The 23533-nt window shown below is 51.5% G+C and carries 27 protein-coding genes; 15 read left to right on the forward strand and 12 right to left on the reverse strand.

Annotation, left to right across the window (positions count from 1 at the left end):
* Genes DW350_RS06965 through pxpB form a run of 4 tightly spaced genes read right to left on the reverse strand, consistent with a single transcriptional unit; the run spans position 1 to position 2959 of the window.
* Positions 1-699, reverse strand: a complete 699-nt coding sequence (locus tag DW350_RS06965) for a 5-oxoproline transporter, DUF969 family subunit (RefSeq protein WP_115718171.1) — start codon at positions 697-699, stop codon at positions 1-3.
* Positions 696-1436, reverse strand: a complete 741-nt coding sequence (locus DW350_RS06970) for a 5-oxoprolinase subunit PxpA (protein ID WP_115718172.1) — start codon at positions 1434-1436, stop codon at positions 696-698. Before DW350_RS06970 ends, DW350_RS06965 begins: the two co-directional genes overlap by 4 nt.
* Entirely contained in the window at positions 1423-2334 is a 912-nt protein-coding gene (locus DW350_RS06975) for a 5-oxoprolinase subunit C family protein (RefSeq protein WP_115718173.1), read from the reverse strand. Before DW350_RS06975 ends, DW350_RS06970 begins: the two co-directional genes overlap by 14 nt.
* Complete coding sequence (gene pxpB, locus DW350_RS06980; RefSeq protein WP_115718174.1) at positions 2327-2959, reverse strand: 5-oxoprolinase subunit PxpB; 633 nt, start codon at positions 2957-2959, stop codon at positions 2327-2329. The genes DW350_RS06975 and pxpB overlap by 8 nt, the downstream gene beginning before the upstream one ends.
* Before the next feature lie 230 nt (positions 2960-3189).
* Here pxpB and DW350_RS06985 point away from each other — a divergent pair, with 230 nt between their 5' ends.
* Together DW350_RS06985 and DW350_RS06990 are read left to right on the forward strand one after the other, a co-directional pair.
* Positions 3190-3879 carry an ABC transporter ATP-binding protein gene (locus tag DW350_RS06985; RefSeq protein WP_115718175.1) on the forward strand — a complete coding sequence of 230 codons (690 nt, stop codon included), beginning with the start codon at positions 3190-3192 and terminating at the stop codon, positions 3877-3879.
* The gene (locus tag DW350_RS06990) at positions 3866-6355 is read left to right on the forward strand and encodes an ABC transporter permease (RefSeq protein ID WP_115718176.1); all 2490 of its coding nucleotides are present in this window, start codon (positions 3866-3868) and stop codon (positions 6353-6355) included. Before DW350_RS06985 ends, DW350_RS06990 begins: the two co-directional genes overlap by 14 nt.
* Here the strand turns inward: DW350_RS06990 and DW350_RS06995 are convergent.
* Positions 6352-7683: an NAD(P)/FAD-dependent oxidoreductase gene (locus DW350_RS06995; protein WP_115718177.1), complete on the reverse strand. Its 1332-nt coding sequence runs from the start codon at positions 7681-7683 to the stop codon at positions 6352-6354. The two genes, DW350_RS06990 and DW350_RS06995, sit on opposite strands and share 4 nt — an antisense overlap.
* 281 nt (positions 7684-7964) lie before the next feature.
* Between DW350_RS06995 and DW350_RS07000 the strand changes: the two genes are divergently transcribed.
* The 10 genes from DW350_RS07000 (at position 7965) to DW350_RS07045 (ending at position 16070) form a co-directional block, all read left to right on the forward strand.
* Positions 7965-8399 (forward strand): protein tyrosine phosphatase family protein, encoded by a 435-nt coding sequence (locus DW350_RS07000; RefSeq protein ID WP_115718178.1) that lies wholly within the window; start codon positions 7965-7967, stop codon positions 8397-8399.
* Positions 8396-8599: a YgaP family membrane protein gene (locus tag DW350_RS07005; protein ID WP_336406983.1), complete on the forward strand. Its 204-nt coding sequence runs from the start codon at positions 8396-8398 to the stop codon at positions 8597-8599. Before DW350_RS07000 ends, DW350_RS07005 begins: the two co-directional genes overlap by 4 nt.
* 9 nt (positions 8600-8608) lie before the next feature.
* Positions 8609-9541 carry an efflux RND transporter periplasmic adaptor subunit gene (locus DW350_RS07010; protein WP_115718180.1) on the forward strand — a complete coding sequence of 311 codons (933 nt, stop codon included), beginning with the start codon at positions 8609-8611 and terminating at the stop codon, positions 9539-9541.
* Complete coding sequence (locus DW350_RS07015) at positions 9534-12644, forward strand: efflux RND transporter permease subunit (protein ID WP_115718181.1); 3111 nt, start codon at positions 9534-9536, stop codon at positions 12642-12644. Before DW350_RS07010 ends, DW350_RS07015 begins: the two co-directional genes overlap by 8 nt.
* On the forward strand, positions 12641-12937 hold the full coding sequence (locus DW350_RS07020) for a metal-sensing transcriptional repressor (RefSeq protein ID WP_226911410.1): 297 nt from the start codon (positions 12641-12643) through the stop codon (positions 12935-12937). The genes DW350_RS07015 and DW350_RS07020 overlap by 4 nt, the downstream gene beginning before the upstream one ends.
* A 177-nt stretch (positions 12938-13114) precedes the next feature.
* Positions 13115-13630 (forward strand): DUF2589 domain-containing protein, encoded by a 516-nt coding sequence (locus tag DW350_RS07025; RefSeq protein ID WP_192954843.1) that lies wholly within the window; start codon positions 13115-13117, stop codon positions 13628-13630.
* Positions 13631-13684: 54 nt separating this feature from the next.
* Entirely contained in the window at positions 13685-14359 is a 675-nt protein-coding gene (locus tag DW350_RS07030; RefSeq protein ID WP_115718183.1) for a DUF2589 domain-containing protein, read from the forward strand.
* A gap of 46 nt (positions 14360-14405) precedes the next feature.
* Complete coding sequence (locus tag DW350_RS07035; RefSeq protein WP_115718184.1) at positions 14406-14609, forward strand: hypothetical protein; 204 nt, start codon at positions 14406-14408, stop codon at positions 14607-14609.
* Between the two features lie 8 nt (positions 14610-14617).
* Positions 14618-15094 (forward strand): hypothetical protein, encoded by a 477-nt coding sequence (locus tag DW350_RS07040; RefSeq protein ID WP_115718185.1) that lies wholly within the window; start codon positions 14618-14620, stop codon positions 15092-15094.
* A gap of 64 nt (positions 15095-15158) precedes the next feature.
* Positions 15159-16070 carry a hypothetical protein gene (locus tag DW350_RS07045; RefSeq protein ID WP_115718186.1) on the forward strand — a complete coding sequence of 304 codons (912 nt, stop codon included), beginning with the start codon at positions 15159-15161 and terminating at the stop codon, positions 16068-16070.
* On the opposite strand, the gene DW350_RS07050 is transcribed toward DW350_RS07045, so the two are convergent.
* From DW350_RS07050 to DW350_RS07060, 3 genes are all read right to left on the reverse strand, one after another.
* On the reverse strand, positions 16048-17385 hold the full coding sequence (locus DW350_RS07050; protein WP_115718187.1) for a LuxR C-terminal-related transcriptional regulator: 1338 nt from the start codon (positions 17383-17385) through the stop codon (positions 16048-16050). The genes DW350_RS07045 and DW350_RS07050 overlap by 23 nt on opposite strands.
* Positions 17386-17509: 124 nt before the next feature.
* Positions 17510-18097 carry a DUF1294 domain-containing protein gene (locus DW350_RS07055; protein ID WP_115718188.1) on the reverse strand — a complete coding sequence of 196 codons (588 nt, stop codon included), beginning with the start codon at positions 18095-18097 and terminating at the stop codon, positions 17510-17512.
* Positions 18098-18107: 10 nt separating this feature from the next.
* Complete coding sequence (locus tag DW350_RS07060; RefSeq protein ID WP_152032950.1) at positions 18108-18533, reverse strand: hypothetical protein; 426 nt, start codon at positions 18531-18533, stop codon at positions 18108-18110.
* Between the two features lie 178 nt (positions 18534-18711).
* Between DW350_RS07060 and DW350_RS07065 the strand changes: the two genes are divergently transcribed.
* A complete protein-coding gene (locus tag DW350_RS07065) occupies positions 18712-19272 on the forward strand; it encodes a HutD/Ves family protein (RefSeq protein ID WP_192954844.1) in 561 nt (186 codons plus the stop codon).
* On the opposite strand, the gene DW350_RS19430 is transcribed toward DW350_RS07065, so the two are convergent.
* Positions 19257-19535 (reverse strand): hypothetical protein, encoded by a 279-nt coding sequence (locus DW350_RS19430; protein ID WP_152032951.1) that lies wholly within the window; start codon positions 19533-19535, stop codon positions 19257-19259. The genes DW350_RS07065 and DW350_RS19430 overlap by 16 nt on opposite strands.
* 736 nt (positions 19536-20271) lie before the next feature.
* On the opposite strand from DW350_RS19430, the gene DW350_RS07070 reads away from it, so the two are divergent.
* Positions 20272-21354 carry an acyltransferase family protein gene (locus tag DW350_RS07070; RefSeq protein ID WP_115718191.1) on the forward strand — a complete coding sequence of 361 codons (1083 nt, stop codon included), beginning with the start codon at positions 20272-20274 and terminating at the stop codon, positions 21352-21354.
* A 120-nt stretch (positions 21355-21474) separates the two neighbouring features.
* On the opposite strand, the gene DW350_RS07075 is transcribed toward DW350_RS07070, so the two are convergent.
* A complete protein-coding gene (locus DW350_RS07075) occupies positions 21475-21813 on the reverse strand; it encodes a hypothetical protein (protein WP_152032952.1) in 339 nt (112 codons plus the stop codon).
* A 92-nt stretch (positions 21814-21905) separates the two neighbouring features.
* Here DW350_RS07075 and DW350_RS07080 point away from each other — a divergent pair, with 92 nt between their 5' ends.
* Complete coding sequence (locus DW350_RS07080) at positions 21906-22154, forward strand: DUF6489 family protein (protein ID WP_115718193.1); 249 nt, start codon at positions 21906-21908, stop codon at positions 22152-22154.
* 3 nt (positions 22155-22157) lie between these two features.
* Here DW350_RS07080 and DW350_RS07085 read toward each other — a convergent pair whose 3' ends face one another.
* On the reverse strand, positions 22158-22448 hold the full coding sequence (locus tag DW350_RS07085; RefSeq protein WP_115718194.1) for a helix-hairpin-helix domain-containing protein: 291 nt from the start codon (positions 22446-22448) through the stop codon (positions 22158-22160).
* Positions 22449-22554: 106 nt separating this feature from the next.
* Positions 22555-23448, reverse strand: coding sequence for a TIGR01777 family oxidoreductase (locus tag DW350_RS07090; RefSeq protein ID WP_115718195.1), 894 nt, complete (start codon positions 23446-23448; stop codon positions 22555-22557).
* Positions 23449-23533 lie beyond the last annotated feature (85 nt).

Consider the following 23533-nt stretch of genomic DNA (forward strand, 5'->3'; position numbering starts at 1 on the left):
TCACGGCGCCTTTCTCCACTTGCCATTGGCTAACTGGCGGTCAAGGTAGAGTACTCGGCAGCCATGGATCAATAATGCACAAAGTGCGGTGGGTAATCCCCACAACGCGATATGCATAGGTTCAACATTGATGCCTTTGGCGGTTAAAAAACTGTGCATTAGCATCACCGCACCAAAGGCGACAAAAATATCTTCACCGAAGAACAGGCCAACGTTATCGGTAGCGGCAGCCATGGCTCTAAGGTGCTGTTGTTCTTGGTCTGTTAACGGGCCAAAAGCTTTGCCGGCAGCGCCTTCGGCCATCGGCGCCAATAACGGCCTAACCATTTGCGGGTGGCCACCAAGGCTAGTCAGGCCAAGGGCAGCGCTAAGCTCGCGGGCCAATAAATACATTGCCAGCAACCGGCCGGCAGAGGCATTTTTAAAGCCGCTTATCCAGCGCCCGGCCTGTTCGCGAAGGCCGTTGCGCTCTAAAAGACCAATCACGGCCAGTGGTAACACCAAAATAAGGCTCAAGGTGCGGGTGTGGGTAAAGCCATCACCCAAGGCGGTGAGAATGTCATCAAAGGGCAGGGCGGCAGCAAGGCCGGTGATAACACCGGCCAATGTCACCACCAGTAGCGGGTTGGCTCTGATGGCAAAGCCAATAATCACCACGCCAACACCCAGCAGCGGCCAATAATTCACGGCGTCCATCAAGGTGCTCCTACGGCAATATTGAGCGTATCTAATTTTTCGCGCAGCCGTTTGGCAAGGCGCAAAGCGTGCTGGTTGTCGCCATGCAAACATAAGGTGTCGGCGGCGAGGTTAACCGTTTGGCCGTTATCAGCCGTTACTTGCCCTTGCGTCACCATGGCCAGCACCTGCGCTTCAACATCGTTGTCGTGCTCTAACACTGCGCCAGCTTGGCTACGCGGCTTTAAGCTGCCATCGGCCAGGTAGCGGCGGTCGGCGAAAACTTCCGATACCGCGCTGAGGCCAACTCTTTGGGCCTGAATAAGCGACTGGCTACCGGCCAGGCCATAAAGCTTTATGGCCGGATCCAGAGTTTTTACCGCTTTGGCGATGGCAAGGGCTAAGGTGGCGTCTTTAGCGGCTTGGTTATAGAGCGCACCATGGGGTTTTACGTGGTGCAGTACGCCGCCTCTGGCTTCCACTAAGGCCTTGAAACCGGCACATTGGAATAACACCAAGTCGAACACTTCGCCGGTGCTTAACGCCATATTGGTGCGGCCAAAGTTGGCTTTGTCATCAAAGCTTGGGTGAGCGCCAATGGCCACACCGTTGGCCAGGGCTAAATCAATGGTTTTGGCGGTAAGGGCGACATTGCCAGCATGAAAGCCGCAGCTAATATTGGCGGAGCTCACTAGGGTCAGCAGCTCTTCATCAAAGGCGGCGCCTTCTCCGAGGTCGGCATTAAAATCAATGTGCGCCAATGTATTGCTCCAAATGCTTGAGGTAATCGCATTGCTTTTGCCAGGCAAGCCTCGCCTCTTGTGGCGTAGTGGGAATAAATTGGATGTGGCGGCCCGGGCCAAGTTGGCCTAACTGCCAAAGATCGGCGGAAATGACCACGCCTAAAATGGGGTAACCGCCGGTGGCTTGGGCGTCTACGCCCAGCACAATAGGCTGGCCATTAGCGGGCACTTGAATGGTGCCAGGCACCACGCCTTGGGACGGCATTTCATCACCCACTAACCGGTGCAAACTGGGGCCTGATAAGCGGTAACCCATACGGTTGGAATCGGCGGTGATTTTCCAATTGGTATGCCAAAAAATACCATGGGCCAGTTTGTCGAAGGTTTGGTATTCCGGCCCGGGCAATACCCGCAGGCGGCCAGCCTCTGGCACTCGCACATAAAGTGGCGCTTTAAAATCCCCTGCCGGCTGCCAGTCGAGGGTTTGCCCGCTTTCCAGCGGTTTTTGAAAACCGGAGCCGCGGTCAAAGCTGGCTGACCCCAAAACTTTGGGGGTATTGAGCTCGCCACTAACCGCCAGATAAGCCCGAAAACCGTGTTTGGGCTGGCGAAAATGCAAGATTTGCCCCGGTTCCACCTTAAAACGCCAGCCAGGGGTGATGGGTTTACCGTCAAAGCTGGCACCTAAGTCGGCGCCGGTTAGCGCAACCCAGCCGGCTTTTTGAAAACGCAGCTGAGTTTGGCCAAAGATAATTTCAATGCCGGTAGCGTCGGCTGGTTTGCCCAGCAGCATATTGGCAACTCTCAGGGCTAATGGGTCCATCGGGCCGCTGGCTGGCACACCTTGGTTACGAAAGCCGGGGCGGCCGCCGTCTTGAATGTTGGCCAAGATGCCGCCTTTTAATACTTCAATCACGGCTCACCTCGAACTGAATTTGGTCGCCCGGTTGCAACAATGCTGGCGGAGTCTGTTCCACGTCAAAAAGTGGTTGGTCGGTATAACCAATGATTTGCCAGCCGCCGGGAACCTGGCGTGGATAAATGCCGGTTTGCTGGCCAGCAATGGCCACGGCACCGCTGGGTACCTGCAGCCGAGGCTCTGCCCGGCGCGGCATGGCGAGACGTTTGTCCATACCGGTGAGATAGGCAAAGCCGGGCATAAAGCCAACAAAGGACACTTCATACACGGCTTGAGAATGGCGGCTAATAACGTCTTCTTCAGAAAGCCCGGCGTATTCGGCTACCTGGTGCAAGTCAGGGCCTTTGTAACGCACCGCAATTTTATGCAGTTTGCCTGGGCTTGCTTCTGCTGGGCGCTTTGCCCATACCGCAATGGCGTGCTCTGCCAGTGTGGCCATGTCCACCAGTGGTGAGGTCAATATTAAGGTGAGATTGCCCATGCCGGGCACGGTTTCACTGACACCGCTAAGGCCACAAAGCTGATGGGCCAGCCAGTGCAATTGGCGCTGGCTAAGGGTGTCATTATTATTCAAGGTAAGAACCAGGGCCCTGTCTCCAAGGGCTGACCAGTTAAGCGTCATAAAGATCTTTTCCCCAAGTGATATGACCCTAACCTAGCGATTATGCGGCTAAATTGCACCTAAACTGCGACAAACGGCCGGTACATGTTGTTTGCTTGGCGAGCCTGGTAAAGGCGGTTAAGGTCAGTATGGTGACCCACAGCATCCTGCCGCGGTTTGCTGTTGCTGCTGTTAGGTCTGGCTAACATTGCCAAAACGAGGTTAAGCCCCGCAATAAAAGGAAATCGTCAATGAGCGAAGCTGTAATCGATGTTCGCCAACTCAGTAAATCCGTTTTAAGCGCCGATGGTAGCGACTTAGCTATTCTCAGCGGTGTTGAACTGCAGGTAAAAACCGGCGAAACCTTGGCGATCATGGGTACCTCTGGCTCCGGTAAATCTACCTTACTTGGTTTACTGGCGGGGTTGGACCAGCCCAGTGCAGGCTCCGTTACCTTGGCGGGCAAGAACATAGCAACCCTGAGTGAAGATGCCCGCGCCGCATTAAGGGCCGAGCAACTGGGTTTTGTTTTCCAACAGTTTTTGTTGATCCCAAGCCTGACCGCCCTTGAAAACGTTATGATGCCAGCCGAGCTTAAAGGCGACCGCGACGCCCGCAATAAAGCCAGTGAGCTATTGCAAAGAGTCGGGCTTGGTCAGCGCTTGGGGCATTACCCCGCGCAGCTTTCTGGCGGCGAGCAGCAACGGGTAGCCATTGCCCGGGCTTTTATCACGAACCCGGCGCTGCTCTTTGCCGACGAACCCACCGGCAACCTTGATACGCACACCGGCGAGCATGTCGCCGATCTGTTGTTTGCCCTTAACCGCGACTTTGGTACCACGCTGATTTTAGTGACTCATGATCCGGTGTTGGCAAGGCGTTGTCAGCGCGTGCTTGCCTTAAAAGAAGGTCGCCTGGAGGTTTTGGATGATGCGGCCTGAGCTGGTAGGGCGTTTTTTTTGGCGGGAGCTAAAACGCGCCGATGTGCTGATCATGCTTTTTGCCATCTTGCTGGCGGTGGCGTCCGTGGTGTCGTTGGCGCGTTTTTCCGAAGTGCTGAACCAGGCTTTTAACCGCAAAGGTGCCAGCTTTCTTGCGGCCGACTTAGTACTGCGTTTTAGCCAGCCCTTACCCAGCGCGCTTAGCGCCGAAGTTGAAAAAACCGATTTAACCAAAAGCCTGCAAACCCGCTTTACCACCATGCTTATTCATCGCAATGCCATGCAGTTGGCCGCTATTTATGCGGTAGATGGCCAATATCCCTTGCGAGGGCAATTAAAGGTGTCAACCCAAGCCGTTGGGGCAGTATCAACGGTTGAAAAGGGCCCAGGTCCCGGGCAAATCTGGGTGGATAGGCGGCTTGCCCAGGCGCTTAATCTTAGCTTGGGTGACCAAGTGGAACTGGGCTATGCCACTTTGCGCTTTAGCCGCTATTTGGTTGAAGCCCCCGATGTTGGCCTAAACGTGTTTGCCGCAGCGCCACCGGCACTGATGAACCAGCAAGATGTCGCCGCCAGTAAGGTTATCCAACCCGGTTCGCGGGTCAGTTGGCGCTGGCTATTTAAAGGTAAGCCCAAGGCCCTTCAGCAATTTGAAAACAGTCTTGCTGGCCAGTTACCGGCCGGGGTGGAATTTACCGATATTAAGCGCAGCAATTCGCCAATTAGCGTGGCCTTAACCCGCGCGAACCGCTTTTTGATGCTATCGAGCCTGATGGGCGTTTTGCTGGCCGCGGTGGCGATTGGCGTGGCGGCGCGGCGGTTTTGCGACTCCCATGTTGAAACCGTGGCACTGATTAAGGCGCTAGGCGGTACCCGCCGACAAGTGGTGTGGCTTTTTGCCGGCCAACTGGCCTTGGTGCTGGTTACCGGGTCACTGCTGGGCTTGGGTGCGGGCTTTGCCCTGGTTAAAGCGCTTTTGCTGCAATATGGTCGCTTACTGCCGACTTCACTGCCGCCCAGTACCCTAGAGCCGTTGTGGCTTGGGCTCGCGGTCGGTGCGATTTGCACCCTTGCCTTTGCGGCTTGGCCATTGTGGCGGCTGTTAAAAGTGCCGCCAATACGCGTTTGGCGTGAAGGACAGGAGCAGCAAGGGCAAAGCCGTCTGCATTATGTGCTGGTCTTTGTGGCGCTTTTTGCCGCCATAGCGCTTTTTACCCGTGATCTGAAACTGACCTTGGCGGTGGGCGCGGGGGCGGGCGCTGCGGTGGTCGCGGTAGCATTGGTGAGCGCACTATTGCTGAAGGTGTTGGGGCGCAGCCGCGGTATTGGTGGGGCCTGGCGGTTAGCGGTTGCCGGTTTGGAGCGGCGAAAAGGTGCCAGCTTGGTGCAATTGGGCAGCTTTACCCTGGCACTGATGCTGATGATTTTGGTGCAACTGGTGAAGTCAGATTTGCTGGCCGACTGGCAGGCAAGCCTGCCCGACAACGCCCCTAATTATTTTGTCGTCAATGTCGCTCCTGACGAAGTACCGGCAGTGAATCGCTTTTTGGGCCAATACGGCACCCATGCCTCTGATCTCTACCCGGTGGTGCGGGCGCGGCTGGTTGCCATTAATGGTGAAAAAACCAAAGAAGAAAATGCCGATGATGCGCAGTCGCCGCGTGGCGGTCGTGTCGGTATTGACCGCGAGCTTAATCTCACCTGGCGAAAAACCTTGCCTGAAAACAATGTGTTAACGGCAGGTGCCTGGTGGCCAAAAGCAGACGATGCCAGGTTGGTGTCGGTTGAGTCAGGCGTTGCCAAACGCCTCAACCTTAAACTGGGTGACAAGGTTACTTTTCGCCTAGGGGGCGATGACTTCTCGGCCAAGGTTGCCAGCATCCGCAAGGTTGATTGGCAATCGATGCAGCCTAACTTCTTTATGATTTTTAGCCCGGCAGTGCTGAAGGATTTTCCTGCCAGCTTTATTGCGAGCTTTCATTTAGATAGCCAATATCGCCCGCAGCTAGCCGGGCTTTTAAAAAATCATCCCACCCTGACCTTGATTGATGTTGACGCCATTCTTAGCCAAATTCGTAGCTTAATCGGCCAAGTGGGCTTGGCGTTGCAGTTTGTCTGGCTGCTGGTGGTGGCAGCATCGGTGTTGGTGTTGCTGGCCGCAGTGCAGGCAAGCCTTGATGAGCGCCGCCGCGACTTAGGCGTGTTAAGAACTTTGGGGGCATCCGAGCGCACGTTATTTCGCGCCCTTGGCTTGGAGTTTTTATTACTCGGCGGCTTGGCCGGTTTAATGGCAGGGCTCACCAGCCAGTTAAGCCTTTATTTGCTGCAAACCCAAGTACTGGAATTACCGGTGAATTTGCATTGGCCGCTATCGTTGCTAGCGTTGCTGGGCGGGGCTTTGGGGGTGGCTATTCCGGCGCTGCTGCGGCTTTGGCCGCTACTTCGGCGCACGCCGCTTCGGCTTATCCGCGGTTAGGCCGAACGGGGGCTCACTACCAGTAATTCTTCCATGGCCAATAAAATACGCTTCACCGGAATGTCGGGGCTTTCTTCTCTTAGCCCCGCCACCACGCGGTGAGCGGGTTTAGGGATCGTTGCCAGTTCCTGCATGCGTCTTGCCACAACAGTGGGCACGAACAGCGAGGCTGTGGCCAACTGCTCGCCACTGCAGACGATGGTATCTGGGGTCAAACTGGGTTGGGCGGTACGAAAGCGCCAAAAATCAGACTGTGGCCAGCGGCTTTCCTGGCGGTAAATTCGCCAGTTCTGGCTGGTGTAGCGGCTAAAATCTCGTGCCACATTACTGTAGTAATTGTCGATTTGCCGCGTATCTCCCAGCATGGCGGCAATAACCGCATAAGCGGCTTGCATACCGGTATCAAGCGCATGGTAAATACCTGAAGACGACAACGGATCGTAAGACGCCACTGCGTCACCTGTGGCGACGATCGGTGCATCTTGGGTTGCTTTGAACAGCGATGAATAGGCGGGGAAGGCTCGGGGAGCGCGTAAGCTGCTCGGTAGGTAAAGATGTTTGGCAATCTGTTGGCTTGTGCTCAGTAACGTTAGCCAGTTTTCGGCAAGGGCCAACCGGTGATGTTGCACCAGTTCTACATCGGTCATCAGTGATACCAGCAGCTGGCCATCGGCTTGACGTTGGCTATACCACCACCCGTATTCGCAGTTCTCGACGATTGAACGGGGCGCTGAGGGGGCCGCCGGTAATGTGGCGGCTAAGCCCAGCAGGTTGTCGTACTTAACCCGGGTGCCGGTTGCTTTCTGCGCCCAAGGCGAGGCGCGCCCGGCGGCATCAATAACGTAGCGGCAACGTATGTGGCTGCTTTCATTTAGCCCATGACTGACCGTCAGTTGCCAGCCCTGCTCGGTTGCCGTGAGCTGCCGAAGATTGGCCTGGGCCCAAATTTGCCCGCCATGCTCGGTCACTTTTTCAGCAAGCATGGCATCGAACAGCGTTCTGTTAACCAGCCAAGCGTCGCTGTCACCGAATAAGGGTTGAGGTGTGGATGCTTGGCCGGTAGCCGATGAGCTGGCGGTGTTGTGCCAATGGGCCTCGGGTTGCTCTTGGGTAAAGCGCTGCCAAACATCAAGATAATGCAGCAACGCTTCTAGATTAGGTAATACCACTTCTCCTGGTTTGGCCATGGAGTAGTCTTTTCTCTCTAGCACCAATACCTTTAGCTGCGCTTCCTTGAGTAGGGTGAGCGCTGCTGTTGTGCCGGCTGGGCCACCACCTACTACCACTACATCAAAACTTCCGGCATCACGCTTATCCATTGACGGCATTTCACAGACCTTTGAACTAAGTAGGATGAATAGGTGGTTGAGGAGGTGGATGCGCCGGGGCGCCAAGCACAGGTTATTCCTTAACCTCTGAATGACTTGCTATAAAATTTGGGCGAATGGCTTTGATTGGTATTTCAATATGCCTTTAGTTTTGTTCCTCACTTGGCTTTGTGCAAACCGATAAGGGTTTTAGTCAGTTTCTGTTTTTATTTAAATACCCATGGGGGTATGTTGCTGGTGTTGAATTTTCAGTATACCCTTGGGGGTATGTGGAGGTGCCAATGTTCTTATTCAGTGATCAGTGCCATGCCGTTTCCGACACGCTTTTTTGTGCTGGCCAGCCCGACTCAAAGCAATTATTTCAGTACCAGCAAGCCGGTATTAGAACGGTCATTAATTTAACGCAAAGTAGTGAGCAAACCTTTGACGAACAGGCCACGGTAGAAGGGCTGGGGATGCACTATCACCATTTGCCTATTAGCGGAGCCAATGACATGACCGCCAGCAATGGCCAACGGCTAAAAGCGCTACTTAACAACAGCGCTGAGCCCGTGTTACTGCATTGTGGCACCGCTAATCGGGCTGGCGGTTTGTTAGCGGCCATGGCATTTCACTGTGATGGCGTCATGCTTGAAGAAGCCCTGGCGCTTGGGCGCAAGGGTGGGTTAACCCAACTGGAAGCAGCGGTAAAACAATGCCTTTGTGGAGGTGCATGATGAATATCGACAAATGGGTAATGGGTTTTGCTGGCACCGTGGTGTTGGTGAGCTTATTGCTGGCTTGGGTGTTAAGTCCTTACTGGCTTTGGTTAACCGCCTTTGTGGGACTTAACCTGGTACAGGCTTCGTTTACTGGGTTTTGTCCCCTGGCCATGGTGCTTAAAAAGCTGGGCGTCAAATCGGGCGAAGCCTTTTAAGGAGCTCCAATGCGCGTATTACTGCTGCTGGGTTTACTGGCATTGCCGGCATTGGCCGATAGCTTCACGGTAACGTCACAGCCATTACCCGACATGCTGCAACTGCAAGGTTTGGTTGAAGCCAGTAACAGCGCAACGGTTTCTGCCCAAACCTCTGGCCGGGTTGCTGAAGTACTGGTGGATGTGGGCGATAAGGTGGCTGCCGGCACGGTAATAGTGCGCATCAATAGCTTGGAGCAATCCCAAGCGCTTGATAGAGCCTTGGCCAGCCAGGCGGCGGCGAAAGCCACTGCAACGCAAGCCCTGCAAGATTGGCAACGTACCCAAAGCCTTATTGCCAAAAAGCTGGTGGCGAAATCAGAGCTGGATAAAGCCAAAGCGGCGCTCGATAACGCACAAGCGGCTTTGAAATCGGCAACCGCAGCCGTGGCCACGGCCAAAGAGCAGTTGTCATATACCGCCATTCGCGCACCCTATAGTGGTGTCGTCAGCGCTCGTTTGGTTGAGCCGGGGGAATTGGTACAACCCGGCACACCGCTGATGAGCGGCTTTGATCCCGCCACCTTGCGCTTGCATGTTGACTTGCCATCGGCTCTTGCCGATAAGGCACGTCATTACCAGTGGGCGAGGGTGGCAGACATCGTGCCCCTTAAGCTTATCTTTTATCCGGTGGCTGACAGCCAAACCGCCACCGTTCGGCTGCGCATGCAGCTACCTGAACATACAGCATTACTACCCGGGCAGTGGCAGCAGGTTTTAGTACAGGTTGGCGAGCATCAAGGCATTGTTATTCCTCGCCATTATGTGCAAAAGCAAGGGGAATTGACCTTGGTTAAAATGCAAGGTGGTAGCTGGCGCGCGGTGCGTCTTGGCTTGATGCAAGGTCAGCAGGTAGAAGTGCTCAGCGGCTTGGCTGCCGGTGAGGTAATAACCGATGCCTAAATTCGGTATTGCAGGCCGTTTGGCTGCCTGGGGCGAGCGGTCTCGTCTTACGCCTTTATTGGCGCTGTTTGGGCTGGTGTTAGGTGTGTTGGCTGCGGTTATTACCCCGCGCGAAGAAGAACCGCAAATTGATGTCACCATGGTCGATGTGCAGGTTGCCTTCAGCGGTGCTAACGCCAAGCAAGTTGAAACTGAACTGGCAACGCCCCTTGAGCAACACCTTTCACGCATGCGCGGTATCGACCATATCTATTCCCAGTCCCGCGCTGGTGCGGCGCTGGTTACGGTTCAGTTTAAAGTGGGGGTTCCTCGCCAGCAGGCGCAAACCGAGGTTTATGATGCCATGGCCTCTTGGCCAGGAAGCCCAGCCTATGGCCTGCCACTGATTAAAATTCGCGGTATTGATGATGTGCCCATTCTGGCGCTCACCATTAGTGGTGAGCGCGATCTTAAATCGATCGCCGACACCTTAAAAGGCCCGCTACAGAACGTTGATGGGGTGCGGGCTGTACATATTATCGGTAGTGAGCCAGAACAAGTTGAGCTGACCTTAAAAGCCACTGCCATGGCGCGGTTGGGGCTGGATATCACCCACCTTAGCCAAGCCATCTCGGCTCAAAATCCCAGCGCTCAAGCCGGTTACCGCCTAGAAGATGGCCTTAATGTGCCCGTGCAGGCGGGCCGTTTTATCGACAGCGTCGAGACCTTAAAAAACTTGGTGGTGGCGGTTAAGGACGGGCGGCCGGTATTGCTTTCACAGTTGGCAGATATTCAGGTCGGGGCCAGTGTCCCCAGCCGTTATGTCTGGACGCGGGCCCCAGGCCAAGCGCCGGTGCCTGCGCTTACCCTTGCCATTACCAAAAAAGCGGGCACCAATGCGGTGACGGTGGCAAAGGCGGTTGTGCAGCGTCTCGACAGGTTAAAGGCGCAGTGGTTACCACCAGGGCTAAAGGTGCAAGTAAGCCGTAACTACGGTCAAACCGCAGATGATAAAGCCAACACCCTTATTCATAAGCTGATTTTTGCCACGCTGTCGGTGGTGGCATTGGTGCTCTTTGCGCTAGGAAAGCGTGAAGCGTTGGTGGTGGGCAGTGCGGTGGTCCTCACCCTTGCCGTTACCTTGTTTGCGTCCTGGGCGTGGGGATTTACCCTCAACCGGGTATCGCTGTTTGCGCTGATCTTTTCCATCGGTATTTTGGTGGATGACGCCATTGTGGTGGTAGAAAACATCCATCGTCATTTAGGACTGGGCAAAAGCCTTAAAACCGCTATCCCTGGCGCTGTTGACGAGGTCGGGGGGCCGACCATTTTAGCCACCTTTACCGTTATTGCCGCGCTGCTGCCAATGGCCTTTGTTTCCGGGCTAATGGGGCCTTACATGAGCCCCATTCCCATCAATGCCTCGATGGGAATGTTGCTGTCATTGCTGATTGCCTTAACGGTTACGCCCTGGCTGGCGCGCCACCTATTAAAAGATGTACACCAAGACGCAGCCAAGCCGCCGCGGCTGCATCGTTTCTTTGCAAAGCTGATGGCGCCGTTTTTAGCCAAACGCCGTAATCGATATTTGCTGGGCTTTGGTTTGATTGGCCTGATTGTATTGGCCTTGGGGTTGACAGTTATTGAAGCGGTGGTACTGAAAATGCTGCCCTTTGATAACAAATCCGAAATTAAACTGGTGCTCGATATGCCAGAAGGAACACCGCTTGAGAAAACCAATGCGGTGCTGCTAGCGATGGCTAAAAAGCTCGACAGCGTGCCTGAGGTGACCGAAACCCAAATCTACGCTGGCAGTGCTGCGCCTATCGGTTTTAACGGTTTGGTGCGTCAGTATTATTTGCGCCAGCAGGCCAACTTAGGCGATATCCAAGTAACGCTGAAAGACAAACATCACCGCGATAAATCAAGCCATCAGTTGGCACTGGCTATTCGTAAGCTGTTAGCCCCCATCACCGCCGGTGGTGTTTTGAAAGTGGTAGAAGTGCCGCCCGGCCCGCCGGTGTTAGCCCCCATCGTTGCCGAAGTCTACGGCCCTGATAACGCCACGGCGGCCCGTACCGTTCAAAAAGCGCTGGCTACTACCCCAGGGATTGTTGATTTAGATACCAGCTTGGTTGCTGAGGGGGCGAAACAAGAAATTTGGCAGATTAACCGGCAAAAAGCGGCGCTGCTGGGCGTGAGCCCAAGTGCCATAACCCAAGCGCTGACTGGGGCGCTAAACGGCATTAGCGTGACCTATTTGGCCATTGCTGGGCAAACTCAACCCGTGCCGTTAACCCTGCGCTTGCCCGGCAGTTGGCAAGGGCAGTTGGCCAACCTGATGGCATTAACGGTTACCAGCCATAGCGGTAACAGTGTGCCGGTAGGGGAGCTTATTAAGCGCGTTACCGTGCCTTATGACCAGCCCATGTACCACAAGGATTTACGGCCTGTCATTTATGTAACAGCCGACATGGCCGGGCAGCTCGACAGCCCCTTGTATGGCCTTTTTAGTGCGGCCAGCCATTTGTCACTGCCACAAAGCTACACCAGCCAACCTAATCACTGGACCGGTGCGGCTGTAAAGTGGGATGGCGAGTGGCAAATTACCTATGAAACCTTCCGTGATATGGGCATTGCCTATGCGGTGGGGTTATTGCTGATTTACCTGTTGGTGGTTGGCCATTTTGGCAACTATGCGGTGCCGCTGGTGATCATGGCGCCCATTCCTTTAACCCTGATTGGTATTTTGCCGGGGCATGCCTTATTGGGGGCACAATTTACCGCCACCTCGATGATTGGCATGATTGCCTTGGCCGGTATTATTGTGCGCAACTCCATTTTACTGGTGGATGTCATTCGCCAGGAAGTCGCCAACGGAATGCACCTAGATGACGCCGTGGTTTATGCCGCAAGTGTTCGGGCTAAACCCATCATTTTGACGGCCATTGCCGCAATGTTAGGCGCCATGTTCATCTTGGACGACCCTATTTTTAATGGTCTATCGGTGAGTCTTATCTTTGGTATGGCCGTTTCAACCATCCTGACCTTACTGGTTATTCCGCTACTTTACGCAGCGCTTCTGCGCCGTACTGGACAGCAGGATGTTAAGGCTGGATCATGACCGCTTCAGAAGTAGGGGAAACCGGCATGCAACCAACACCTGAGCAACAAGACAAAATGCTCAAACGCCTGGCGCGCGTAGAAGGGCAAATTCGTGGCGTTCAAAAACTGATACGTGAGCAAGCAGACTGTGAAAAAGTGGTGCAGCAGCTTACCGCCTCAAGAAAGGCGCTGGATAAAGCGTTTTTTGAAATGATGGCCTGTGTGATTGAAGGCAATGTACTGGATGCCAGCAGCGCCGACAATGACCAGCGGATGACGGAAATTCGCCGGCTGCTGACCAAGTACGCCTGAGCCCTGCATGTTGCCAAAAAGCGCCGTAAGGCGCTTTTTTTGTGGCTGTGAATCCCCCTTTCTTATCTAACCTGCCGAGCGGGTGAGCCATATCACCCGGTTGGGTGATGGTTTCCTAACGCCCAGGTTCTTAGACTTTTCCTGCGATGGATGCTGTTTCAATCAGGAAGGGAAGCGATGATCAATCTTGAATCGTTAGTGTCGGTAGTGCACACCAGTGTGCATGCGGCCAACCAAGCCTTACAGGACAAACAAACGTCCTTGTTTGAACGATTTTTTGAAGAAGTCGAAGGGCCAGACACCAGAGCCCAAGTGGCTGAAGGCCAGGCGCAGCCAACTCGCGCGCACTATCGCCCAAAAACCGTCAGCATGCTGTTCCCGCAAGAAGGTCCCAAAGGTTTAGAAACCGTGCCGGTTGATATCCCGCTACTGACACTGATGCCAATGGGCAATGCCCGAGTGCAGAAGGTTCGCTTTAAAACCCAATTAGAAGTCAACCTCAATGACCAAAACGAAATGCAACTGGCATTTCCTTCCGCGAAAGGACGCAAAGGGCTTTTTGGCTCTAACAATCATACCCATTCCTATGTTGCCGAGCTGGAAATCGAGCTGGGTGAAGACACCTCTCCTGATGGTTTGAAAATGCTGATTGAGGGGTACGAAAGAGCACTACGGGCTCAGATCCCCGGATAGGTGAACCCGTCGAGTAAGTGCAATTGACTGCAACCGTAAATAAGGAGATTTATCATGGCAGATCCTGTCAGCACCGGCCCAGAATTGGTGTCGATGGCCCAGCAATTTACCGGGTTACCGATGCGCTCGTTGATTGGTGGGCCGCTTAAAGCGGCAGCCGAGGCCAACAGCATGATGGCGGTGACCCAAACCAACTTCATGCTCGACACCTGTTTTATCAAATCCACGAGCGGCGAAACCGAGTCGTTAACACCGATCATGGTGACCATGGAAATTACCCGTGGTGTGATATCGGAAGACGATAGCGGCACCGCCACTATTCAAAACGTCACCACCCAATTTGATATTCCGCTGCTCACTATCATTCCTCTCAATGCTTTAGGGGTGGATAACGTGCAGGTGGATTTTGAGATGGAGGTGAAGTCCAGTTATAGCGCCGAGACCTCTCAGTCGAGTAGTGAATCAACCAGTGAACAAGGCTCTTTTGCCGCCAAATTGGGGAATGGTTTTTTCTCGGTGGAAGTAAAAGGCAGTGTTAGCCACGACAGTAAAAGTGAGTCTGCCTCCTCCAACAGCTACCAGAAAAGCAACAACGCCAAGTACACCGTCAGTGTACATGCCGGCCAGCTGCAGCTGCCTGAAGGGGTTACCACCATTATTCAGGCATTCACCAACAGCATTAGCCCCATCACCCTGGGTTCATCCAAAACCTCTGGTAACGCGAGCTAACCGCCAGGCCCGGCCTGTTTGGCCGGGCTCTTTTTAGGAGAAACGTATGAAAACGGCTATTCCTTGCCCCAACTGTGGCACCGAGATCCCGATAGAAACCGACACTTTACTAAAAGGTTCACGCTTTTGTTGCGGCCACTGTGGTGCCAGTGTCGGGCTTTGTGCAGGCAGTCGGCCGGTGGTCTCAAAAGCCCTTAACGCCTTTGACACGCTGAAAAGGCAGACCCGTCAATACCGTACCGAGCATTGAGGCAGGCTATGCAGCAGCAAGTGCAAGCAGTTAATGCCGATATGCTGGCTGAGCTTATTCTTGCTGACAGCGCGCGCCTGTTATGCGCTGCTGAAACCGGGCTGGGGTGGGAGCACTGGCTGCAGGTCGAGCTGGCGGTAAGGATGTGCGAGCAAGGGGGGACGGCGGTGCGCCACAAAGCCTACCCTTCGCCTCGCCAGCGCTGGAACCTCGCACTTTGGGCCGCGCTTTGTGGTCAGCCATTAGCGTTGGAAATAGCGGCTGAAAGTGGCGTTAATGATGGCGGCCAGCTGCTCAATAGCGTGCATCAGGAACTGGCCAAAATTGTTTATTTTTCAGAAGTTCCCGCCGCAGGACGCTGGGTTGTGGCACTGGCATATAGCAACACTGGCCGGGCGGCCCTAACGCATTTTTGTAAGGACGAGGATAACAACGGTTATTACGTTGAACAGGGCAATCTTGGCCTGTTGCTGGCGCAGCCCTAGTGGCGGAAAGAAATCTATTCCACCTCCACACAGGGATGTGGGTTTAATCAAAAGGAGCATTGTTATGGAAACCAAATTAACCCTAGAACAATTAATACCGGGCGACGTATTAGTGATGGTGGGCGATCTTCGACCCACTAATTCAACCCGGGCTTTAACCGAACTTATTATGCTGCTGACCGATTCTGACGTCAGTCATAGCGCGCTTTTTGTGGGTAAATCTGCCAACGGGCATTACCAGTTGGTAGATGCGGTGCTAAGTAGCGTTGGCTATCGCGATATCGCCGATAACAACAACAGCGACGACCCGCAATACGGGCGCTGGTATGTGCGGCGGATGCAAAAGCCGTCATTGGCTCCGGTTGTAAAAAGCGCCGAGTATTACATTGGTAACGCGGTTTATGACAAAGCCTGGTTGGTCATGCTGGGGATCTTGCTGGTCGTTGACAACATTTTGCCTGAAGGCCCTAAAGAGCGGCTAACCATGGCGGTACTCAAGCATCTTTTTTACGCCATTGACCAGCATCTGCACCACAACGGTATGAGCGATTTTGTTTGCTCTGAGTACGTGGCGGTCGCCTTTAAGGACGCCGGGCCCAGCTATGAGCTGCAATATAAAAGCGGCGCTTTAATGGCCAAAGCCAATCCTATGGCAGTGCTAAGAAGGCGCTTTCCTTCCGTACAGCCCCTGGCTATGGAAAGCGACGTATTATTGCAAGCACTCGGTGAACTGAACCGCTTGGACCCACAGCTGCAATTAAAGGCTGAGGGTACCGGCACCGTCGACGAGCGCTTTTTAAATGACACCGCCAAGTTAGTGGTGATGCTGTTAAAAACCACGGACCTTAGTACGCGTGCCCGGGTGCTGACTAAAGCGGCCAGTTATCAAAGTGCCTTTGTAACCCCGGCTTGCCTTAAAGACGGCTGCGAAAATTTAACCGATGAAGGCGAAATTACCCTGGGTTATGGGCAATAGGTAAGCCCGCTGCCGCTAGGTCGGCAAAAAAACGTTGTGCTTCGGTCGGTGGCATCACCGCTGCCACCAGCGTCTGAATATTGGCCAGTTGCATTGCGTTACTGGCCATTTGTTGCTGTAGCTGTTGAGTAATGGCGGCTATTTGTGCGCTATCGCTTTCTCTGACGGCAACACTTAGCAATACCATTTGCAGGCCAGCTTGCACGGTTTGGTTATAAAGAATGGCCTGGCTCGCTTGGTTTTTTGCCTCGGTATATTGGCCCGCCAAATAGTGAATTAAGGCTTTGCCAGCATAAGAACGCCCGGAATGGGTGCCTTCAGGAAAGATGGCGAGGTACCGGTCATAACTTTGCAGCGCCTCTTGGTAATGGCCATTAAGGGCTTGTACCTGGCCAAGCAAAAATAGCCCGTATTCCAAGGCAGGGTTAATGAGTAACGCCTGTTGAATATGGATAAGCGCTTCACCATGGCGGCGGCTAATAATGCAATACAGGGTGAAAGCCAAATGTGCATAGGCTGAGTCTGGAGCCATATTGCAAGCTTGCTGCGCACTGGCTGTCATCTCGGCTAGGCGTTCTGGGGTGGCTTCCAAGTAGCCTTCTATTAAAGAGGCGTAAATCACCAGCACATTAACACTGTGCATCAGTGGCCACTGCGGGTATCTGCGTTGTAGTTGTACCATGATTTGCCGGGCGTCAATCAGCTGGCTAACACTGCGGTGTCTGAGTTTGAATTCAACGCTATAAAGGGCTTCAAAGCCGCTTGGCAGTGCCGTATTGCCACGGTTCAGTGTGGCTTGGTTGCCCTGCATTTTCGCGACAATTAAAGCGGCATAATGCAGCACCGTTTCCGTTGCGCCCGTTTGGATAGCCGGACCCGTCCAAAGCACATAATGTTGGGCGGACGATTCTTGGTAGGTCAGTACCAGTCGCGAGCGCTGCTCTGGCGCGTCTTCTATTTGCAAAAGATAGCCGGTGCTGCTTAGCAGCTGAGCCAGATGGATGAGTTCAAAGCGTGCTAGGGCGTCGGTTAATGCCGTCGAAAATTGGCTGCTGGTCTGTTGCTGGCCGCTACAGATGAGTTGCAGTGGCATTTGATCGTCAATGGCGGCGCTTCGGTAGTGCTGTTCAAACCACACCGAGGCTTCGGTACGGTTACTTAAATCCAGCTGTTTGAGGATATTGGAAAGGTGGGTTTTTACCGTATTTTGGGAAAGGTTAAGTAGCTTGGCGATATCGGGGTTAGAACATCCCTTGCTCACCAATGCTAGGATCTCAAGCTGTCGTTCACTAAGTTGCGGGCTATCGTTATCCATGACGATAAATCCTTGGGAGTGAAGCGAATATCCAGGGTTTGATAACAAGAGCCTTGCTGTATCGCCAGCACAAATTTCTTAATATCAAAAAACGCTTATTTAGGTGTTTTTGCCACAAAAGCCTCTAGCTGACAAGCTGCCATTCTAACCAGCATAAGGCCGCGATGTTAATGAACACGGTCAGCCAAAAGACGGCTTTAAATGCTTTTTTCTTGGATTTATGGCGAAAAATATATTGCGCCAAGGCGCCGCCAGGCCAACCACCCAGCAAGGCAAAAAGGTGTAGCGTACTTTCCTTGGTTCGCCAACGGCCCTTTTGCGCTGCGCTTTTATCGGCGCCATAAAGCAGGAACACAAAAAGACTCAGCCCCCAGTAGGCAGCCGTGAAGGGTAACGGCATCTTTTTGAAAAAGCTCAGTGCCAGCACCATCGCTAAAAATACCAATCCAAAGAGGGCGCTTGCGCCGCCACTTTGGGCATGCTGGCGCGGGGTGTTAGCGGCCTTATTGGCGAAACGAATTGCCAAGGCTTGCGGTCGCCCCTGTTGGTCCTTGCCCAACACATAGTTAATGAGGTCCCCATTCCCCGGGCGCTGGCGGCGCTGCTCAAATGCCTTGATGTGAACAAAGGCCCGAACGCCGCCGCCATTGGGTTCAACAAAGCCAAAGCCTTTATCGTCATTCCAATTTTGTAAGCGTCCCAGGTAGCGCATTGCTCGGAATTTAAGCCAGATTTTCTTGGTTTTTTGCGCGCAGTTCGCCGGTAAAGCGGTAAGCGGTAATGGCAATAAACATCATCACTAAGGCTGAGGCATCAATGGCAATTTTGCCCCACGGCAGCATCAAGATAATGCCCAGTGCTCGGTAATCGCTTAGGCCAATAAAGGTAGAACCGACGGTAAAACTGACCAGTTGCAGTAAATAAAGCAGCGCTGCGGCCAAAATGGCCCGCCGGTGGTGCTGGGTAATTTGATAACCCAAGAACAGTTTTACCAGCGGTAACAGCCCCATCAAAATGGCGTGAATGGGACTGTCGTTAAAAAGAATGGGGATGCTGTGCTTTGCAGCAAACAGATCGCTAACAGCGTTAATAAACAATAACCCGGCAACGAGCTTGGTCCAGTTGTTATGTTGTGCAAATTGGTTCATGGCAATATCCATTTGATAGGGCTGGCAGGCTTGCTTGCCGTTGCTGACTGTAGCAATGCTTGACCAAGATACCAATAATTGGCGGTTTAAAAATAGCCTGCTTTAACAGAACCCTAGAAGAGCACACTAGCACTGTGCACCCTGGTATTTTTGACCGTTATTTATGACTGAGAAAACGATGTCAGTGACGTTTTGTTTGCTGGAACAATCTGCTGTACAGCCATGGAAAAATGGTGGCGGCCTTACTCGCCAATTATTGGCTTTTCCTGAAGATAACTGGGCGCTGCGTGTCAGTGTCGCTGATATCAATGTTGCTGGCCCTTTCTCTGTTTTTAGTGGCGTGCAGCGCAACTTTGTCTTACTCAGTGGCCAAAGCATTACCCTCACGGGTGCTGGCAAATCGCAGCAGCTAACGCCTAAAAGCCCGCCACTGAGTTTTGACGGTGCTGACAATGCCTATTGCCAGCTAGAGGCAGGCTCAGTGCAAGCGCTTAATTTTATGGTGAAAAGCGCAGCCGGCGTTGGCAGCATGCAAAGGGTCACGGCCAACCAGCCTTGGCAGGGCTCCTTTACCTGGCGAGCTGTGTTTAGTGTGAATGGTGGCCTATTGCAGGCCGGCGGTGAAAGGCTCAAGCTGCCCGCCATGAGCCTGGCGTGGAGCCTTGATAGTGGTGCTATACCCTGGCATTTCGGCAGTGACGGCGAAGCCTTTTGGCTTGGTTTTCAGGAAAAAGCATAAAGACCAACGGCTATCAGCATCGGTAACAGGGTGAGGGTACTGAAAAGTGCGGCTATCTTTGCGCCTTTGGCTCCCAATACTTCAGTGGCATGGCGCAGTTTTGCTGAGCGACCCAACGCCATTATTGATACGCCAATAGTGAGCAGTAACCATCCTTGCCACCCGTGTTTTGATAAGGGCAAGGAGCGGGGATAGGTAAAAGAGCAAAACGCCATCAGTCCTATCGCCAGCAATAAGGTATTGGCCCATTCTTCGTATTTCACAAAGAGGCTAGATACCAACCCATTGCTACCGACCGCCAAGGAGGAGTCAGGATATGTTGCCTGGGCAGATATTCACAGGTCGAGCGCTTTTCGCGGTATTCAGTGTCACTTTGGTCTGCCTACTAGACACAAAGCGGATGGCTTGCGGCGAAAAATGCTTATTGTGTTTCTCTCTTTCTTTGTCTGTGAATTTTAGAAAGTCCTTTGTCAAGCCCTCAAGTTATGGTTAAGCAACAATCCGGCGTGGGTTTGATGGAAAAATGACTGCTCTTTTTAGGATGACGTAATCAAAGAGATTACGTCATCCTTGACTTTCAATATTTTTCCGTATTGGCGATTGGACTTAAAACGATTACCAGACGTCGAGCCCTTAAGTAACCATCCATCTGCCTGTTCTTAACGAGTAAATGTGTATTCAGCATTGATTGTTGGCTTGCCTTTTGATTTTTATGATAAGTCTCGATGTCTTTTTTGATAAAAATTATTCTATTTTCTGATTTATATCTTATTTATAGTTTTTAATCGTATTTGTTGAAGGGCCTAACTATAAATTTTTTAGTAATTAACTTTTACGATGCTTAAGTAACTGCGTAAGGGAAATTTTAATATTTTCTTCTTTGGCTATTATTCAGGAAATAGTAGTGTGGATTTTTTCACAATATACTATGCGCCTGTTGAATTTTTTATTTTTCTATGTTAGTATTAAATTGTATATCATGTTGGGAAGTAAGTTTCAATGGGAAGTGTAAGGGCGCTGTTGGCTATTTCTGTTATTTTTGCTCACACTTACGGATTTGTTTTTGTTGGAGGGCGATTAGCTGTAGAGTTGTTTTATATGATATCGGGATTCTTAATATCTTATGTTCTCCTTGAATCTAAAACTTATAATAATAAGAAAGCATTTTATATAAATAGATTTCTCAGGATTTATCCATTGTATTGGGTTGTTTTGATAATTACACTTTTTTGTGTTTTTTTATCAGTTCATTTTTTAAATACGAAGCCAATGATTTTAGATACCTTTTCTAAGGTTAGTGTTGTTGGTAAGCTTGTTCTTTTATTTTCAAATACTTTTATATTCGGCCAGGATTGGGTGATGTTTACTAGTGTAAAAAATGGATTTTTGCAGTTTTCATCTGATTTTAGAGATACAGAAATTGAGATGTGGACAGGTCTTGCTATTCCTCAAGCATGGACTTTAGGTGTTGAGTTAACCTTTTATTTAATTGCACCATTTTTGTTGAAAAACATCAAGCTGATTTTGGTTTTCCTTGGTTGCTCTCTTCTTGTGAAGGCCTACCTGATTTTCATAGGATTAGGGTTTAGTGATCCTTGGGATTATAGATTTTTCCCTGCCGAGTTATCACTGTTTTTGTTGGGAGCGGTAGCTCATCAAGTTTTAAAACCTTTTTTTGAAAAGAAAATAAAGAATAGAAGTATATCAAATGCTATAACTATTTTTATATTCTCTTATTGTGTGCTTTTCTTTATATTACCCAATGAGCCACTAAATCACTTTTTATTGATTTTTCTATTCTTTATTGCTTTGCCATTTATTTTTAGGTTTCAATTTTTTTATAAGTGGGATAGAAAGGTAGGAGAGCTAAGTTATCCTATATATATATCTCACATGTTGGTTGTGGTTATTTCTAAACACTTTCTTAATTATTTCAATCTCAGTGAAAAATCACTAAGTGGTTCTATAATAATAATAATGTCTACAATAGCTTTTAGCTATCTATTGCATTTGATAGTGGAACGAAATATTGAACGGCTTAGAAACGTCATTAAGATAAGTAAAAGTATCAACAAAGATTAGGTTTATGATTGACTGGTATTTACTTAAAATTGTTGAATTTTATTGATGTAGAAAATTTTTGTTGGATTATTGAAAACATAAGATTACCACGGTAGTCAGCATGAATAGCAATAAAAAGTACTAATAATAGTGCCTATCTTTGCACCTTTGGCTCCCAATAAATACTTCAGTGGCATGGCGCAGTTTTGCCGAGCGGCCCAACGCCATTATTGATACGCCAATAGTGAGCAGTAACCATCCTTGCCACCCGTGTTTTGATAAGGGCAAGGAGCGGGGATAGGTAAAAGAGCAAAACGCCATCAGTCCTATCGCCAGCAATAAGGTATTGGCCCATTCTTCGTATTTCACAAAGGCGCTGCGGGTATCTTTTGCTGTGATTAATGCGTTGAGCTTGAAAGGGAGTGGCAACAGCAATAAGGCTGCCGTTAACCAAAAACAGAAGATCCAAAACATTTTCATTCCTTTGAATTAAACGGCTTATTGCCGACAGCTGGTGTCTGAACTAGGTTGGGATGAGGTGTTTGATTTTTAAGCAATACAGGAGCTTGGTGATGAAGGTAACCATCGATATTGAATGCACGCCAGAAGAGGCCCGTAGCTTTCTAGGCTTGCCCGATATAAAACCCATGCAAGCCAAAATGATGGCTGATTTTGAGCAACAGATGCAAAAAGGGCTGAGCAGTATGGACCCGGAAACGCTGGCCAAAACCTGGTTTGGTACCAGTAACATCAAAGCGGTTGAAGAGCTGCAAAAGGCCTTTTGGCTACAGATGATGGGCAAAGCAGGGCAGGGCAGCTAACCATTAAATATCGGGATAGCGCTGTTTACGCTCGGCCGTAAAAGCCCACCAGGGCTTAGCGTTGTCCCCGGCCATAAAAGCGGTGACAGATATCAGCACATCCAGCACGCAAGGGTCTTGGCGGCTACCGGTCAGGTCACATAAACGTCGATAAAGTGAAAAGGCATCTTTGCCAATCAAGTCAGCCGGTTTTTCTATGCCCAGCAGGCGCAAATCCCCGGCGCTGGCCGGGCCGATGTTCGGTAGGTCAGTCAAGGTTGTCAGTTGGTTGCGTGAGACTTTGCCAGGATTCATCCCTTCCCCTTTTTTATCAATACAGTAACGGCGCTATTGGCCGAGGGTATTTGGCTCGCCCACTGCCAAGGTTGCGGGCCTTAGGCTGTCACTGCTTAGCTAACAGCTACAGCGCTTTGAGCGCAACATTAAGTGCCTGGCGCAACTCTTGCTGTTGAAAATTAAAGCCGGCTTCCAGTAACCGTTTGGGGAGTACTTGTTGGCCATCTAGCAGCAGGGTTGCCCCTTCTCCCAACAGCAGCTTGGGAATAAAGGCGGGCATCGGCAGCACTGCCGGGCGGTGCAGGAGTTGGCCAAGGGTTTGGGCAAAAACCTTATTTGAAACCGGGTTGGGCGCGGTGCAGTTAAAAGCGCCGGAAAGGTCATCACGGGCAAGCAGTAGCATGATGGCTGCCACCATGTCATCAAGGCTTATCCAGCTCATGATTTGTTCGCCGTTACCAATAGGCCCACCCAGGCCCAATTTAAACGGTAAAAGCATTTTTTTAAGGCCGCCACCGTTGCCTAAAACCACGCCAGTGCGCAGCACACAAACCCGGGTAAAGGCTTGGGCTTTGAGTGCCCGCTGCTCCCAGCCCGCACAAAGACGGTGGCCAAAGTCATCAGTGATAGCTGTGTAGTCTTCCGACACTATGGCATCAGCAGGTTGCGGGCCGTAGTAACCCAATGCTGAGCCACTAATAAAAACCTTAGGCGGCTTTGGCGCCATCGCCGCTACCAGCTCCTCGGTTAATTGCCAGCGGCTGCGTTCAATGCGCCTTTTTTGATGGTCGCTCCAGCGCCTATTGGCAATGGGCTCCCCGGCCAGATTTATCACCACCTCGGTATCTTGAAGGTCAGGCACATTGCTACAAAAGGTCATATCCGGGCCTAAAATGCCGGTGGCTTTTTGCGGATCGCGGGTAAGGGCGGTAATGGCAAAGCGCGATTGCAGCTGTTTACAAAGTGCGCGGCCAATAAAACCGGTGGCGCCGGTGATGAAAAGCTTGGCTTTACTCATCTGAATAACCTCCTGTTCTTACCTTGAGTATTAAGGAAAAAACCTCGAAACTCATTATGTTGTCTTACCTCAACGACACACTTTA

Source organism: Gallaecimonas mangrovi (genome assembly GCF_003367375.1).
Taxonomy (GTDB): Bacteria; Pseudomonadota; Gammaproteobacteria; order Enterobacterales; family Gallaecimonadaceae; genus Gallaecimonas; species Gallaecimonas mangrovi.

Coding starts and splice junctions, on each gene's coding strand:
- pxpB (WP_115718174.1), bottom strand. CDS start 2,959: ATGACGCTTAACTGGTCAGCCCTTGGAGACAGGGCCCTGGTTCTTACC.
- DW350_RS06985 (WP_115718175.1), top strand. CDS start 3,190: ATGAGCGAAGCTGTAATCGATGTTCGCCAACTCAGTAAATCCGTTTTA.
- DW350_RS06990 (WP_115718176.1), top strand. CDS start 3,866: ATGATGCGGCCTGAGCTGGTAGGGCGTTTTTTTTGGCGGGAGCTAAAA.
- DW350_RS06995 (WP_115718177.1), bottom strand. CDS start 7,683: ATGCCGTCAATGGATAAGCGTGATGCCGGAAGTTTTGATGTAGTGGTA.
- DW350_RS07000 (WP_115718178.1), top strand. CDS start 7,965: ATGTTCTTATTCAGTGATCAGTGCCATGCCGTTTCCGACACGCTTTTT.
- DW350_RS07005 (WP_336406983.1), top strand. CDS start 8,396: ATGATGAATATCGACAAATGGGTAATGGGTTTTGCTGGCACCGTGGTG.
- DW350_RS07010 (WP_115718180.1), top strand. CDS start 8,609: ATGCGCGTATTACTGCTGCTGGGTTTACTGGCATTGCCGGCATTGGCC.
- DW350_RS07015 (WP_115718181.1), top strand. CDS start 9,534: ATGCCTAAATTCGGTATTGCAGGCCGTTTGGCTGCCTGGGGCGAGCGG.
- DW350_RS07020 (WP_226911410.1), top strand. CDS start 12,641: ATGACCGCTTCAGAAGTAGGGGAAACCGGCATGCAACCAACACCTGAG.
- DW350_RS07025 (WP_192954843.1), top strand. CDS start 13,115: ATGATCAATCTTGAATCGTTAGTGTCGGTAGTGCACACCAGTGTGCAT.
- DW350_RS07030 (WP_115718183.1), top strand. CDS start 13,685: ATGGCAGATCCTGTCAGCACCGGCCCAGAATTGGTGTCGATGGCCCAG.
- DW350_RS07035 (WP_115718184.1), top strand. CDS start 14,406: ATGAAAACGGCTATTCCTTGCCCCAACTGTGGCACCGAGATCCCGATA.
- DW350_RS07040 (WP_115718185.1), top strand. CDS start 14,618: ATGCAGCAGCAAGTGCAAGCAGTTAATGCCGATATGCTGGCTGAGCTT.
- DW350_RS07045 (WP_115718186.1), top strand. CDS start 15,159: ATGGAAACCAAATTAACCCTAGAACAATTAATACCGGGCGACGTATTA.
- DW350_RS07050 (WP_115718187.1), bottom strand. CDS start 17,385: ATGGATAACGATAGCCCGCAACTTAGTGAACGACAGCTTGAGATCCTA.
- DW350_RS07055 (WP_115718188.1), bottom strand. CDS start 18,097: ATGCGCTACCTGGGACGCTTACAAAATTGGAATGACGATAAAGGCTTT.
- DW350_RS07060 (WP_152032950.1), bottom strand. CDS start 18,533: ATGAACCAATTTGCACAACATAACAACTGGACCAAGCTCGTTGCCGGG.
- DW350_RS07065 (WP_192954844.1), top strand. CDS start 18,712: ATGTCAGTGACGTTTTGTTTGCTGGAACAATCTGCTGTACAGCCATGG.
- DW350_RS07070 (WP_115718191.1), top strand. CDS start 20,272: ATGGGAAGTGTAAGGGCGCTGTTGGCTATTTCTGTTATTTTTGCTCAC.
- DW350_RS07075 (WP_152032952.1), bottom strand. CDS start 21,813: ATGAAAATGTTTTGGATCTTCTGTTTTTGGTTAACGGCAGCCTTATTG.
- DW350_RS07080 (WP_115718193.1), top strand. CDS start 21,906: ATGAAGGTAACCATCGATATTGAATGCACGCCAGAAGAGGCCCGTAGC.
- DW350_RS07085 (WP_115718194.1), bottom strand. CDS start 22,448: ATGAATCCTGGCAAAGTCTCACGCAACCAACTGACAACCTTGACTGAC.
- DW350_RS07090 (WP_115718195.1), bottom strand. CDS start 23,448: ATGAGTAAAGCCAAGCTTTTCATCACCGGCGCCACCGGTTTTATTGGC.